At 64.0% G+C, this 13332-nt stretch carries 12 protein-coding genes; 2 read left to right on the top strand and 10 right to left on the bottom strand.

All coding sequences use genetic code 11. From position 1 onward, the window contains the following. Positions 1-6 precede the first annotated feature (6 nt). Both OCL88_RS09710 and OCL88_RS09705 read right to left on the bottom strand, forming a co-directional pair. Positions 7-1065: an ABC transporter permease gene (locus OCL88_RS09710; RefSeq protein ID WP_021473618.1), complete on the bottom strand. Its 1059-nt coding sequence runs from the start codon at positions 1063-1065 to the stop codon at positions 7-9. A 95-nt stretch (positions 1066-1160) separates the two neighbouring features. Then, the gene (locus tag OCL88_RS09705; RefSeq protein WP_264962369.1) at positions 1161-2156 is read right to left on the bottom strand and encodes a substrate-binding domain-containing protein; all 996 of its coding nucleotides are present in this window, start codon (positions 2154-2156) and stop codon (positions 1161-1163) included. 317 nt (positions 2157-2473) lie between these two features. On the opposite strand from OCL88_RS09705, the gene OCL88_RS09700 reads away from it, so the two are divergent. Both OCL88_RS09700 and iolB read left to right on the top strand, forming a co-directional pair. Continuing rightward, positions 2474-3214, top strand: a complete 741-nt coding sequence (locus OCL88_RS09700) for a GntR family transcriptional regulator (RefSeq protein ID WP_193591893.1) — start codon at positions 2474-2476, stop codon at positions 3212-3214. 16 nt (positions 3215-3230) lie between these two features. Continuing rightward, the gene (iolB, locus tag OCL88_RS09695; protein ID WP_264962368.1) at positions 3231-4124 is read left to right on the top strand and encodes a 5-deoxy-glucuronate isomerase; all 894 of its coding nucleotides are present in this window, start codon (positions 3231-3233) and stop codon (positions 4122-4124) included. A gap of 77 nt (positions 4125-4201) precedes the next feature. On the opposite strand, the gene OCL88_RS09690 is transcribed toward iolB, so the two are convergent. The 8 genes from OCL88_RS09690 to OCL88_RS09655 all read right to left on the bottom strand — a co-directional run bounded on the left by OCL88_RS09690 (position 4202) and on the right by OCL88_RS09655 (position 13186). Next, complete coding sequence (locus OCL88_RS09690) at positions 4202-5071, bottom strand: sugar phosphate isomerase/epimerase family protein (RefSeq protein WP_264962367.1); 870 nt, start codon at positions 5069-5071, stop codon at positions 4202-4204. 10 nt (positions 5072-5081) lie between these two features. Next, a complete protein-coding gene (locus OCL88_RS09685; RefSeq protein ID WP_264962366.1) occupies positions 5082-6095 on the bottom strand; it encodes a Gfo/Idh/MocA family protein in 1014 nt (337 codons plus the stop codon). A gap of 46 nt (positions 6096-6141) precedes the next feature. Then, positions 6142-7059 carry a sugar phosphate isomerase/epimerase family protein gene (locus OCL88_RS09680; protein WP_264962365.1) on the bottom strand — a complete coding sequence of 306 codons (918 nt, stop codon included), beginning with the start codon at positions 7057-7059 and terminating at the stop codon, positions 6142-6144. 66 nt (positions 7060-7125) lie between these two features. After that, positions 7126-8640: a CoA-acylating methylmalonate-semialdehyde dehydrogenase gene (locus OCL88_RS09675; protein ID WP_264962364.1), complete on the bottom strand. Its 1515-nt coding sequence runs from the start codon at positions 8638-8640 to the stop codon at positions 7126-7128. Positions 8641-8685: 45 nt separating this feature from the next. Beyond that, positions 8686-10614 (bottom strand): 3D-(3,5/4)-trihydroxycyclohexane-1,2-dione acylhydrolase (decyclizing), encoded by a 1929-nt coding sequence (iolD, locus tag OCL88_RS09670; RefSeq protein WP_264962423.1) that lies wholly within the window; start codon positions 10612-10614, stop codon positions 8686-8688. A 39-nt stretch (positions 10615-10653) separates the two neighbouring features. After that, on the bottom strand, positions 10654-11616 hold the full coding sequence (locus OCL88_RS09665; protein WP_062095436.1) for a hypothetical protein: 963 nt from the start codon (positions 11614-11616) through the stop codon (positions 10654-10656). After that, on the bottom strand, positions 11613-12620 hold the full coding sequence (gene iolC / locus OCL88_RS09660) for a 5-dehydro-2-deoxygluconokinase (RefSeq protein ID WP_062095435.1): 1008 nt from the start codon (positions 12618-12620) through the stop codon (positions 11613-11615). The genes OCL88_RS09665 and iolC overlap by 4 nt, the downstream gene beginning before the upstream one ends. A gap of 161 nt (positions 12621-12781) precedes the next feature. Beyond that, positions 12782-13186: a tautomerase family protein gene (locus OCL88_RS09655; protein WP_021473629.1), complete on the bottom strand. Its 405-nt coding sequence runs from the start codon at positions 13184-13186 to the stop codon at positions 12782-12784. Positions 13187-13332: the final 146 nt, after the last annotated feature.

The following is a 13332-nucleotide window of genomic DNA, read 5'->3' as shown; positions in this document are numbered from 1 at the left end:
GGCCCCTTACTTCAGCTCTGCCCGGCGTTTGACGATGAGGTTGACGATGGTAGCCAGCAGCAGCATCAAGCCCAGGAAGAACTTGAACCAGTCCGGATTCCATTGTGCGTACACGATGCCCTTGTTGGCCATGCCGAAGATGAAGGCACCGATGGCCCCGCCGATCGCCGATCCGTAACCGCCGGTGAGGAGGCAGCCGCCGATGACCGCGGCGATGATGTAGAGGAACTCGTTGCCGACGCCTTCGCCGGATTGGACGGCGTCGAAGGCGAAGAGGTTGTGCATGCCGAGGATCCAGCCGCAGAAGCCGACGGCCATGAAGAGGCCGATCTTGGTTTTGGTCACCGGCACGCCAACTGCGCGGGCAGCGTTCGCGTCACCGCCGACGGCGAAGATCCAGTTGCCGATCCGGGTGCGGAGCAGGATCCAGGAGGCCACGGCAACCAGGACGATCCAGAAGAAGACAGTGATCTTCACTTCCACCCCGCCGATGCTGATGGACGAGGCGAAGACTGCGCGGGCAGATTCGAAGCCGTCAAGCTTGGAGATCGACGGCGAGGAAACGGAACCGCCCACAAGCCGGGTGAGTGCCAGGTTCAGGCCGGTCAGCATGAGGAAGGTCGCCAAGGTGACGATGAAGCTGGGCAGTTTGGTCTTGATGAGGATCCAGCCGTTGATGAATCCGATGGCAAGGGAAACCACCAGTGCCAGCAGGACACCGACCCAGGCGTTCATGGAGAAGTACCAGCTGAACAGCGAGGCTGTCAGGGCCGAGGAAATGACGGCGACGCCGGTGGAAAGGTCGAACTCGCCGCCGATCATCAGGAGGGAAACCCCGACGGCCATGATGCCGATGGTTGAGGACCCGTAAAGGACTGTGGCCAGGGCGTTGGGCTGGGTGAAGGTTTGCGATACGGAGGCGAAGAAGATGAAGAGGACTACTGCGCCAACGAGGGCGCCGACCTCCGGGCGGGCGAGGAATTTCTGGAACGGGTTGCGGCGTCCTACCCGTTCATCACCGGACGCCGGGGCTGGTGCCGGTGGCAGGGTTGCTGTGCTTGCCATGGGGATGACTCCTTGTTGTTTCAGGCTTCGCGGTTGGTCAGGCTTCGCGGTTGGTCAGGCTGCGCGGTGTGGGCCGCGCAGCCTGATGCCTGGATTTAGCGGACGCCCTGCTGGGCGAACTTGAGGACGTCTGAGGCGTTGGACTTGTCCACGATGGTGGGACCGGTCAGGACGGGCTGGCCGCCACCGATCTTGAAGCCGCCGCGCTTGGCCTGCCACAGGGCGTCAACGGACATGTATCCCTGGAGCCACGGCTGCTGGTCCACAGTGAAGATGACGTTGCCGTCCACGATCTTCTGGGCAAGTTCGGCGTTGAGGTCGAAGCTGGCCACCTTGGCGGAGCTTCCCGCATCGGTGACGGACTTCAGGAGGGTCAGCGTGATCGGAGCACCGAGGCCGATGATGACGTCTGCGTCCTTGGAAGCCTGGAGCTTGGCGGTGGCGGTGGACTGGACTGCCGTCATGTCCTTGCCGTCCACGTAGAGGATCTCCGTGGCGGGAACCTTGGCCTTCACGCCGGCGCAGCGTGCTTCCAGGCCGACGTGGCCCTGCTGCTGGATGACGCAGACCGGGTGCTTGTACCCTTCCGCGGCGAGGCGGGTGCCCACGGCTTCACCGGCCAACTGTTCGTTGGAGCCGAAGTGGGTGAATGCTCCGAGCTTGGCGGATACGGACTCACCGGCATTGAGGCTGACCACGGGGATGCCGGCGTCGGTTGCCTTCTTGAGGACGTCCTTCAGGGCGTCAGGGGTGGCGACCGTTACTGCGATGCCGTCAACCTTCTGGTCAATAGCCTGCTGGACCAGCTGGGCTTGCCGTCCGGCTTCGGGATCGCTCGTGTAAAGCAGTTCGACGTTGTCCTTGGCCGAGGCTTCCTCGGCGCCCTTACGGACGATGTCCCAGAAGGTGTCACCGGCTGCGGCGTGCGTGATGAGGGCAACCTTGATGCGATCGGTGGAGGCCACCTGGCCGGCGGCAGCACCACCGCCGGAATCGGACGGCCTGCCGCCCTGGCTCGAACAGGCGCTCAGTGCTATGAGGGGAACCACTGCTGCGGCGAGGGCCGCTTTGCGCCACGAGAATTTTGCCACCGTTATCTCCTTTGATGTCAGCTTGGGGTGTCCGGAGACTCGTATCCGAACCATCCACTACTCAGATCATGGTGACTGACCTCACACTTTGTCAACACTTTGTCCTGACATTAGGATGTTTTTACGTTTCACTCCCCGCGCCCATCAGGGGAAATGTCCACCAAGACCACTTCCTTGACGGCGGGAACCCGGCTGCTATGATCAGAAAAAGGCAGTATGTCCTATCAAGAGAACATGAACGGACAAATACTTTTTTCCGGCAGAGGAGCCGAAACCCTGCTCCCGCCGGTCATGCACAGCCGTCCAGGAGGAAACCAGTGGCGAACCAACTCAGCCTCAGCATCGATCGTTCGTCTCCGGTGCCGCTCTACCACCAAGTTGTCCAGGGCATTGAAGCTGCCATCCACAGCGGCGTCCTGGAACCGGGTAGCCGCTTGGACAACGAGATCGACCTCGCGGCGCAGCTCAACCTGTCACGACCCACGATGCGCAAGGCCATGGACGAACTGGTCCGTGCCGGACTCCTTGTCCGCAAGCGCGGCGTGGGGACGCAGGTTGTTGCCAGCCAGGTCCGCCGTCCCCTGGAACTCTCCAGCCTCTACGACGACCTCAGCAACAACGGCAAAAAGCCCACTACGGACGTGCTGAGCTTCTCCCACGACGAAGCGGATGCGGCCACCCTCGCCGCGCTGCAGCTGCCTGCCGGTTCCAAGGTCTATCACTTCACCCGCCTCCGCAAAGTAGGCGGCAAGCCTTTGGCCCTCATGGAGAACTGGGTCCGCGACGACATCGTCACCATGGACGAAGCCCAGCTCGCCAGCGAAGGCCTCTACGCCATCCTGCGGCGCGGCGGCGTCAACTTCCGCCTGGCCTCGCAGCGGATCGGCGCCATGATCGCCAATGACTACCAGGCTCCCCTGCTGGAAACCGAAGTGGGCTCGGCCCTGGTCACCATGGAACGCACCGCGGTGGACGACACGGGACGCATGGTGGAAACCGGACACCACGTCTACCGCGGCGATTCCTACAGCTTTGAAATGACCCTCGTACAGCGCTAACGCAAGGACTTAACATATGGCCAACTGGGTATACCCGCTGGGAACCGCTACAGACGGCAAGTGGGACGTTTCCCTCGGCACGTCCGATTCCAGCCTCGTCGTCGACGGCTGGGCCCACACGGGACTGAAGGTGGCGACGCTCGCCGCCGGTTCCGCCGTCGAACTTTCCGCCGACGGCGAGGAACGCATCGTGGTGCCGCTGAGCGGCTCGTTCACGGTGACGGTCGACGGCGAGCAGTACCGTCTTCAGGGACGGCAGTCTGTCTTCCACGGGCCAAGCGACGTCCTCTACACCGGCATCGAAAAAGCGGTCACCATCAGCTCGAACGACGGCGGCCGCGCCGCCGTCGCGACCGCACCCGCCAAAGCGTCGTACCCCACCCGCTTGATCACTGCCGCCGAAACTCCAGTGGAACTGCGTGGCGCCGGCAACTGCTCCCGCCAGGTCCACAACTTCGGCACACCCGCTGCGCTGGAAGCTGACCGCTTCATCGTCTGCGAAGTCATCACCCCGGCTGGCAACTGGTCCTCCTATCCTCCGCATAAGCACGACGAGGAAAAGGACGGCGAAACCAGCCTCGAGGAGATCTACTATTTTGAGACCCGTGTAGCCCCGGGCTCTCCCGCCCCCGGGGAGACGGACGCCATTGGCTACGCCCGCGTCTACGCCTCGGATGAGCGTCCCATCGACGTCTCCGCGGAAGTCCGCACCGGCGATGTTGTCCTGGTCCCCTACGGCTGGCACGGCCCCGCCATGGCAGCACCCGGCTACGACCTCTACTACCTCAACGTCATGGCCGGCCCCGGCCGCGTCCGGGACTGGCTCATCAGCGACGACCCCCACCACGGCTGGATCCGCCAAACCTGGGACGGCCAGGACGTGGACCTGCGGCTACCTTTCACGGCCTGACCCCAGACACCACGCCTGATTCCAAGCACTAAGGAAGCCCCTGTGAATCACAGGGGCTTCCTTGGTGTTCAGCGCTACTAGGCCTGGGCGATGTAATCCGTCATGGTCTTGAGCTGGTAGCGGGAGACTTCCTCGGCGTTCTCGTCCTCGGCAAACACGGAAGAAACCATCACGGTGTTCTCCTTGTCCAGGAAGCCGATCTCCTTGAGGCCACCGAAGAACTCGTTCCAGTTGACGTCCCCGTCACCGATCTTCAGGTGCTGGTGGACGCGTACGGCGTTCCCGGGCGGGTTGGTGATGTACCGCAGGCCATGGGAGGCGTGGTGGTTCATGGTGTCGGAGATGTGCACCAGACGCAGCTTGTCACCGGCGGCGCGCATGATCTCCAGCGGCTGATTGCCCATGTGGAACGTGTGCGAGGCGACGTACACCATGCCGATGTTCGGGGAGTTCACGCCACGGATGACACGCAGAGCGGCCAGGCCGTCCTCCACGAAGTCGTCCGGGTGCGGGTCGATCAGCACATCAAGGCCTTCGCGCTCGATGATCGGCAGGAGCTCCTCCATGGAACGGTAGAAGGCACGCTCGGATTCCTCGGCCTTCTCCGGGCGCCCGCTGAACTCGGTGTTCATGGTCTGGACACCCAGGTCCACGGCAATCCGGATGGCCCGCTTCCAGTACCGGACAGCGGCCTCACGGGCATCTTCATCCGGCCCGGACCAGCGGAGCACGGGCAGGACGGAAGCGATTTCCACGCCGGCATCCTTGCACGCTGCTTTCAGCTTGCCTACCAGTTCATCGTCGGCCTTGGGGTGGTTATAGAAGGGGATGAGGTCCGCGTGCGGCGTCATCTGCAGGTACTTGTACCCGAGGTCGGCAGCAACGCGGGGGAACTCCAGCAAGCTGTGGCTGTGGTGAAAAGGTGTGGGATCAAGTGCGATCTTCATGTTCGGTCCCCTACTTGTACAGATCCGGCTTGGCGTTCAAGTGGACCTTGACCTTCTCGCCGGACTTCTGCGCCTCGACGCCGGCCTCGCAGCAGGCAGCGGTGGCGTAGCCGTCCCATGCCGTCGGTCCGCCGATTTCGCCGCGAAGTGCCGCATCCACCCATGCCTGCACCTCGACGTCGTACGCGGCTCCGAAGCGTTCCTCAAACCCCGGGGTGACGTTGCCGCCCCACTTGCCCGCGGTCTGGACGTACGGGCCGCTGTCACCGCCGATGCTCACGATGCCGTCCTCGAAGGAAGCCTGCGTGGCCACCTGGTAGCCGAACTTGGCGTTAACGTAGATTTCGACGTCGGCAAGCACACCGGATTCGGTTTCGATCAGGACCTGCTGGGGATCGTGCTGGCCATTGGGAGCGTTGCGCGTCGGCTTGCCCAGGCGGACCTGCACGGACGTGATCTCCTCGCCGGTGAAGTAGCGGATGGCGTCGAACTCGTGGACCACGGAGTCGTTGATCAGCATCTCATTGGTGAAGCCCTCCGGCGTGCTCGGGTTCCGGTGCTGGTGGTGCAGCATCAACAGCTCCCCCAATTCGCTGTTGCGGATGATGGAACCCAAAGCCGAGTACTCGGCGTCGAAACGGCGCATGAAGCCAACCTGGATGCGCTTGTGGCCCAGGGCGAGCTCCGCCTGGACAACCTTCCAGGAGCTCTCGGCGTCCGGGGTCAGGGGCTTCTCGCACAGAATCGGGAAGTCTTTCTCCAGCGCCTTGTACAGGATTTCCTCGTGCAGGAATCCCGGCGTGGCGATCAGGACGGCGTTGACGTCGCCGTTGTTGAGGGCCTCGTCGGCACTGGCCAGGGCCACTGCACCGTCGATGCCTTCAATGGCGGCTTGCGCACGGGCCAGGTCAACGTCGACGACGGCGGCAACTTCAGCGCCGTGGATGCGCGTGCTGAGGCGCTTGATGTGGTCAGCACCCATGCGGCCTGCGCCGATGACGGCTACGCGGAGAGTCTTTGTCACAGTTTCTGTCCTTTGGTGAGTGTGGTTTGGCTGCTACTGGACGGTGCTACTGGACACGGGTCCGGGAGCCGCAGGAGAGCAGGTAGTTGCGGGTGCGCTTGGCGATCGGCATCGGCACATCGAAGGCTACCGGGTACATGTCCTGTTCCACGATGCCGAAGATGGGGCGGTTCAGGCCCTCCACGGCTTCGATGACGGCACGCAGGTCCGGGAGACCGTTCGGCGGCTCGGTCATGACGCCGGCCAGGTTTGCCGCTGCCCAGGTCATGTTCTTCTCATTGACTTCGGCCAGGACCTCGGGGTTGATCTGCTTCAGGTGCAGGTAGCCGATGCGCTCCGGGTAGTTCTTGATGAGCTCAAGGCTGGAGGCTCCGCAGTATTCGGCGTGGCCGGTGTCCAGGCACAGGTTCAAGTACTGGGGATCCGTTGCGGCAAGGAGGGTCTCGATGTCCTTCTGCGCCCCCACGTGGGAGTCGGCGTGGGAGTGGAACTGCTGGTGCAGCCCGAAGTCTTCCAGCAGGACCTTCCCCATGCGGTTGTGGCCGGCGAACAGGTCTGCCCACTGTTCGTCCGTCAGTTCGCCGTTCTCCACGGCTTCGCCGGTGACGTCGTCGCGCCACATGGCCGGGATAACCACAATGTGTTCGCCGCCCATGGCTGCCGTGAGTTCGGCTACCTTGCGGGCGGGCTCCCAGGCTTCGTCGTACTGCTTGGCGCCGCGGTGGAAAGCAGTGAAGACTGTACCGGCGCTGACCTTCAGGTCACGCTGCTTGAGTTCTTCCGCGAGGCGGGCGGGGTCGGTCGGCAGGTAGCCATAGGGACCCAGTTCGATCCATTTGTAGCCGGACTCTGCGACCTCGTCCAGGAACCGCTCCCACGGTGTTTGCTGGGGATCGTCCGCGAACCAAACACCCCAGGAATCGGGAGCGGTGCCGATGGTGAGCTTGTTCTCGACGTCAGTCATGACAACGGTGTCTTTCTTGATAGCCTCCACTGCCCCGGCTTTGGTGCCGGGCAGCGGAGGTGGGGGCTAGTTGGAGGGGAAGTTGTAGGAGGCGCCGGAGGCGTGGTGGGTTTCGGGCCAGCGGGAGGTGATGACCTTGCCGCGGGTGTAGAAGGAGACGCCTTCGGGGCCGTAGATGTGCTTGTCGCCGAACAGGGAGGCTTTCCAGCCGCCGAAGGAGTGGTAGGCCACCGGGACGGGCAGGGGCACGTTGATCCCGATCATGCCCACGGTGACCGAGCGCTGGAACTTCCGGGCCGCGGCTCCCGAGGAGGTGAAGATCGCGGTGCCGTTGCCGTACGGGTTGGAGTTGATCAGCTTGATGCCGTCCTCCAGGGTGTCCACGCGGACCACCACCAGGACGGGGCCGAAGATCTCCTCGGTGTAGGCGCTCATTTCGGTTTTGACGTGGTCGATCACGGTCGGGCCCACCCAGAAGCCGTCTTCGTGGCCCGGGACGACCAGGTCCCGGCCGTCCACCACCATCGCAGCACCGGCGGTTTCTGCTTCGGTAACGATCTTCACGATCCGTTCCTTCGAGGCCGGGGTGATCACCGGGCCCATTTCGGCGCCGGGTTCGGTGCCGTTGTTGACCTTCACGGCCAGGGCGCGTTCTTGGACCTTCTTCACCAGCAGGTCAGCGGCGTCCCCGACGGCGACGGCCACCGAGATCGCCATGCACCGCTCCCCTGCCGAGCCGAACGCGGCGGCGGCGAGGTGGTCCGCGGCGTTGTCCAGGTCAGCGTCCGGGAGCACAATGGCGTGGTTCTTCGCCCCACCAAGTGCCTGGACCCGCTTGCCGTGCCTGGTGGCGGTTTCGTGGACGTACTGGGCGATCGGGGTGGACCCGACGAAGGAGATACCGTCCACGTCCGGGTGCGTCAGCAGGCCATCAACGGTTTCCTTGCCGCCGTGCAGGACCTGGAACACACCATCAGGCAGGCCCGCTTCCTGCCACAGCTTGGCCAGCAGCAGCGACGGGGACGGGTCCCGTTCGGAGGGCTTGAGGATGAACGCGTTACCGGTCGCGATGGCCATCGGGGCCATCCACAACGGCACCATCACCGGGAAGTTGAACGGGGTAATACCGGCCACCACACCCAACGGTTCACGGAAGGAGAACACGTCAATGCCCGTGGAAACCTGGTCCGAGTAGTCACCCTTGAGCAGCGAGGGGATGCCACAGGCGAACTCGATAACTTCCAGGCCACGGCCGATCTCGCCCTTGGCGTCGGAGAGGACCTTGCCGTGCTCGGCCGTGATCAACTCTGCCAGTTCGTCCACGTGGGCTGCGACGAGCTCACGGAACTTGAACAGCACCGCCGTGCGCTTGGCCAGGGAAATATCACCCCAGGAATCGGCCGCTTTCCGGGCTGCGGCGACCGTGGTGTTCAGGTCATTCTCGTTCGCCAGGCGCAGCTCGGCGGTGACCTGGCCCGTGGCCGGGTTGTACACCGGCTGGGTGCGGTCACCTTCACCGGCGGACTCAGCACCGTTGATGAAATGGTTGATAGTGGTCAAAGTGGTGGTCGTCGTCGACATGCGGACTTCCTCGTCTTCTAGCTTTAGGGGCGGATGTCTGGGGTTCTAGCCGAGCAGTTTGCGCTGGCGGTTCTTGTGGTTGGTGTAGGTCTTATAGGCCTGCTGCGTGGATTCCAGTTCGGAGACCTGCGAGACGGGCACGTCCCACCAGGACTCGGAGGACGGGGCGTCCAGGAGCGGATCGGATTCGACGTGGATCACGATCGGGCCGGTCTCCTCGGGGGCAGCCTTCGCGTCGCGGATGGCTTGTTCGAGTTCGGCGATGACCTTCTCGCCCGGTTCGATCCGGATGACCTTCGCGCCGAGGGATTCGGCGTTCGTGGCGAGGTCGATGGGCAGGTTCTCGCCGGCGTCGAAGGAGTGCTGTTCCTTGTCCAGCACCCGGTACTGGGTACCGAAACGCTGCGAACCCAGCATTTCCGAGAGGGAGCCGATGGAGGCGTAGCCGTGGTTCTGGATCAGCACCACGATCAGTTTGATGCGTTCGGCGACGGCGGTGACCAGTTCGGTGTGCATCATCAGGTACGAGCCGTCCCCCACCATGACCACCACATCCCGCTCCGGGCCGCCTGCTGCTGCCTCGGCAAGCGCTGCACGCTTGACGCCCAAACCACCGGGGATCTCGTAGCCCATGCAGGAGTACGCGTACTCCACGTGATACCCGAACGGGTCCCGGACCCGCCACATCTTGTGCAGGTCACCGGGCAGTGACCCGGCTGCGCAGATCACCACGTCCTGGGCGTCCATGGCCTTGTTCGTGGCGCCGATGATTTCGTTCTGAGCCGGCAACGGCGTGAAGCGTGTCTCGAACGCTTCATCCACGGTCGCGTCCCAGCGCTTCTTTTCGGCGGCGACCTGCTGCTCCAGGTCAGCGCCCACGCGGTAGCCGCCCAAGGCCTGGTTCAGCTTCACCAGGGCCTTGCGGGCATCGGCCACGATGGGCAGGTGCGTGCCGTGCTTGTACGCGTCGAGCGCGGCGACGTTGATATTCACGAACTTCACGTCCGGGTTCTGGAACGCCGTGCGGGACGCGGTAGTGAAGTCCTCGTAGCGGGTGCCGATACCGATGATCAGGTCCGCTTCGGCAGCGATGGCATTCGCCGCCGTCGTTCCCGTGGAACCGATCGCGCCAAGGGAATGCTTGTGATCCCACGGGAGCACGCCGACACCGGCCTGCGTGTTGCCCACCGGAATACCGGTCAGCTCCGCGAACTTCGCCAGTTCCTCATTGGCGTACGCGTAGAGAACACCGCCGCCGGCAATGATCAGCGGACGCTTCGCTGCACGGATCGCTTCCACGGCGCGGCGGATGTCATCATCCTCGGCTTCGGGACGGCGGATCCGCCACTCCCGCTCGGCCAGGAATTCTTCGGGAACATCAAACGCCTCGGCCTGGACATCCTGCGGCAACGAAATAGTCACCGCACCGGTCTCGGCCGGGTCCGTCAGTACCCGCAGGCCGTGGTGGAACGCGGAGAACAACTGCTCCGGACGGTTCACCCGGTCAAAGAACTTCGACAACGGCCGGAACGCATCATTGACCGTGATGTCGTACGCGTATGGCAGCTCGAGCTGCTGCAGCACCGGGTCAGCGGCACGGGTCGCGAACGTATCAGACGGAAGCAGCAACACCGGCAGCCGGTTGGTCGTAGCCAGGGCTGCACCGGTGAGCAGGTTGGAGGACCCCGGACCGATCGAGGTACTGATCGCGAACGTCTGGCGGCGGCGCGTATGCCGGGCATAACCCACAGCCTGGTGGACCTGGGCCTGCTCGTTCCTGCCCTGGTAGTACGGCATGATGGACGGGTCAGCGGCCTGATACTGCTTCAAAGCCTGGCCCACACCGGCAACGTTGCCGTGCCCGAAAATGCCGAAGGTGCCCGGAATCAGGCGCTCACGGAAGTCCACGCCACCCACCGAATCAACGGTGTACTGCTTGGACAGGAACTCGACCACGGCCTGCGCCACGGTCATCCGACGGGTTGCTGTTCCGGTTATGGTCCGCATGGCGAGTTACTCCGATACTTTCACGGGGATACGGTCTGACGAGGTGAGCCCTGCGGCGTCACGTGCCGCGGGCGCAGTGTTGTTCAGCAGCGAGGCGGCCGTCGCGACGGCACCTGCCACATCGCCGTCGTGCGGGTACAGAAGCGTCCGCCCGACGGTGAGGCCCTGCACGCCGGGCAACGCCAGCGCGGCCTGCCACGACGCGAAGACTTCATCAGGGCTGCCGTCGGGGTCACCGCCGAGCAGCACGGTGGGCAGGGTGGTGGAGGCCATGACGCGTTCCATCCCGGCCACCACAGGCAGCTTCATCCAGGTGTAAGCGCTGGTGGAACCGAGGCCCTCGGCGATGCCGACAGACTTGATCACGGCATCGGCGCGGAGATCGTTGCGGACCTTGCCGTTGGCGTCGCGCACGGACAGGAACGGCTCCACCATGGCGATCAGCTTCCGCTCGGCCAGGGAATCGATCGCCTTCGCCGTAGCTTCCAAGGTAGCCACTGTGTCCGGATCGCCCAGGCAGATGCGGGTCAGCATCTTGCCGCCATCGGCACCGAGCGCCTCAAGGGCAGCGGCGGTGTGGCCCGTGAAACGGTCATCGAACTCATTCACCAAGCCGGCAAGGCCGCCGCGGTTCATGGAACCGAAGACGAGCTTGCCTTCGAGGGCGCCGAGCAGCAGCAGATCATCCATGATGTCCGGCGAGGCCAGGATGCCGTCAACGGCCGGGTTCGCCAAAGCGATCTGCAGACGGTCCAGAAGATCGCGGCGGTCGGCCATGGCCATCGGATCGCTGCCGACGGCGAGGGCGCCGCGGGCCGGGTGGTCGGCGGCAACAATGAAGTTCTGCACGCCGTGCTTCAGGCCGGAATGACGACGGCGGGTGGCAGCTGCGCGGGCTACGGCCTGCGGGTCCTCCAGCCGGATCCGGCTCAGGTGTTCGTAACGGCGGGGGTCATCGTTGAGGCTCAACGCACGGCTCCTTCTGCAAGTGCGGCGGATGCGCCGGGGATGGACCGGCCGCGTTCGGCCAGCAGCGAGGTGACCTCGTCCGGCGTCGGCATCGCATCCGCGCAAGAGAGGCGGGATGCGACGATCGCACCGGAAGCGTTTGCGTAGTCCAGAACCTCGGACAGAGGCCAGCCTGACAGCAAGCCGTGGCAGAAGGCTCCCCCGAAGGAGTCACCGGCGCCCAAGCCGTTGACCGTCTCCACCGGCACGGGTGCGGAAACCACGCGCTCGGTGCGGGTCTTGGCCATGACGCCTTCCGCGCCAAGCTTCACCACGGCGATCTCCACGCCGGCGGCCAGGAGGCGGTCCGCCTGCTCATCAGGAGTTCCCTCCCCTACGGCCACGGCGCATTCCTTGTCATTGCCGATCGCGACCGTCACGTGCGGGAGGATCTTGGCGACCTCGGCGCGGGCTTCCTCTTCGGATGCCCAGAACATTGGCCGGTAGTCGAGGTCCAGGATGGTGAACTGGCCCTCTTTCAGGCCGGTCCGGGGGCGTGCCTCGTGCGCCGCGATGTGGGCGCTGCGGGAGGGCTCCTGGCAGAGGCCGGTGACGGTGGACCAGAAGATCCCGGCGTCCCGGATTGCGTCCAGGTCCAGCTCTTGGGCCTTGATCTGCAGGTCCGGGGCCGTGGGGAACCGGCCGTAGAAGTACAGCGGGAATTCGTCGGTGGCCGGCTTGATGGCACAGAAGGTGGCAGGAGTCTGCCCGGCCGCCGGCGTGACAAAGGAATCGTCCACGCCGAACTTGCGCAGTTCGCGGTGCAGGAAGCTGCCGAACGGATCATCGCCGGTGCGGGTGATCACGCCGGTGCGGCGGCCGTGGCGGGCGGCAGCGACGGCCACGTTGGAGGGCGAACCTCCCAGGTACTTGCCGAAGGAGGTTACATCCTCCAGCCCGACTCCAATGTCGTTCGGGTAGATATCAACGCTGATGCGCCCGATTGTGAGCAGTTCGTGGGTCACGGTACTCGTTGACCTTTCTCTTGGAACTCTGAACCTTTGAGCGCTGGGCCCCAATGCCTTGCTACCCCTCAGTGAGCGGGGCCACATGACTACTTTGCACCAGATTTAATGTCCTGTCAAAGGTTTGTACTGACATATTTACAACGTGACACAGGACCCGATTATTTGGCCGGCACAGCCAACTCACCGGTGACATACTGGCTGCGGCCAAAGCCGAACGACCAGTCCCCTGCAGTGTTCTCCACATAGCCCACGAAGACGTCTTCACCAGCTATCCCCACCTCGCCCAAGCCCTTCGCAATCGCCGCAAAGAGGGCGCTCTTTGCATCTTGGCTGCGGCCGCCCTGGGTGAAGATCTGGATCATGACCACCCCGGAACTACGCTCAAAACCGAGGCCCGCGTCCTGGGCGACGATCTGACCCTGCGGGTGCTCGGTGAGGATGTGGAAGTAGTCGCGCTCGGGGATTCCATATTCGGCCAGGATGGCGTCATGGACGGTGCGGCTGATAGTTGCCAACTCTTCGCGGGTGCGGCCTTCGTTGACGTCAATGCGTACCAGGGGCATGGAGGTGTCCTTTCCAGAAGTTTGTCCTGACATACTAACAAACGTGTGGAACTTTGGGTACACCCCGGTGCCGGTCGTTCGCGGCGGTTCGCTTAAAGCACGACGGCGGCCCGCCACCTTTCGCTGGAAAGGTGACGGGCCGCCGT

The organism is Paenarthrobacter sp. PAE-2 (assembly GCF_026013155.1).
In the GTDB taxonomy this organism is placed as follows: Bacteria; Actinomycetota; Actinomycetes; order Actinomycetales; family Micrococcaceae; genus Arthrobacter; species Arthrobacter ureafaciens.
Note: the sequence above shows the minus strand (reverse complement) of the source record. Positions and strands in the feature narration are given on the sequence as shown.

Bases quoted from the DNA above. Each gene is read 5' to 3' on its own strand.
- OCL88_RS09675 (WP_264962364.1), bottom strand. From the start codon at position 8,640: ATGTCGACGACGACCACCACTTTGACCACTATCAACCATTTCATCAAC.
- OCL88_RS09655 (WP_021473629.1), bottom strand. From the start codon at position 13,186: ATGCCCCTGGTACGCATTGACGTCAACGAAGGCCGCACCCGCGAAGAG.
- OCL88_RS09690 (WP_264962367.1), bottom strand. From the start codon at position 5,071: ATGAAGATCGCACTTGATCCCACACCTTTTCACCACAGCCACAGCTTG.
- iolD (WP_264962423.1), bottom strand. From the start codon at position 10,614: ATGACCGTGGCGCAGGCCGTGGTCGAGTTCCTGTCCAAGCAGTACACC.
- OCL88_RS09680 (WP_264962365.1), bottom strand. From the start codon at position 7,059: ATGACTGACGTCGAGAACAAGCTCACCATCGGCACCGCTCCCGATTCC.
- OCL88_RS09710 (WP_021473618.1), bottom strand. From the start codon at position 1,065: ATGGCAAGCACAGCAACCCTGCCACCGGCACCAGCCCCGGCGTCCGGT.
- iolB (WP_264962368.1), top strand. From the start codon at position 3,231: ATGGCCAACTGGGTATACCCGCTGGGAACCGCTACAGACGGCAAGTGG.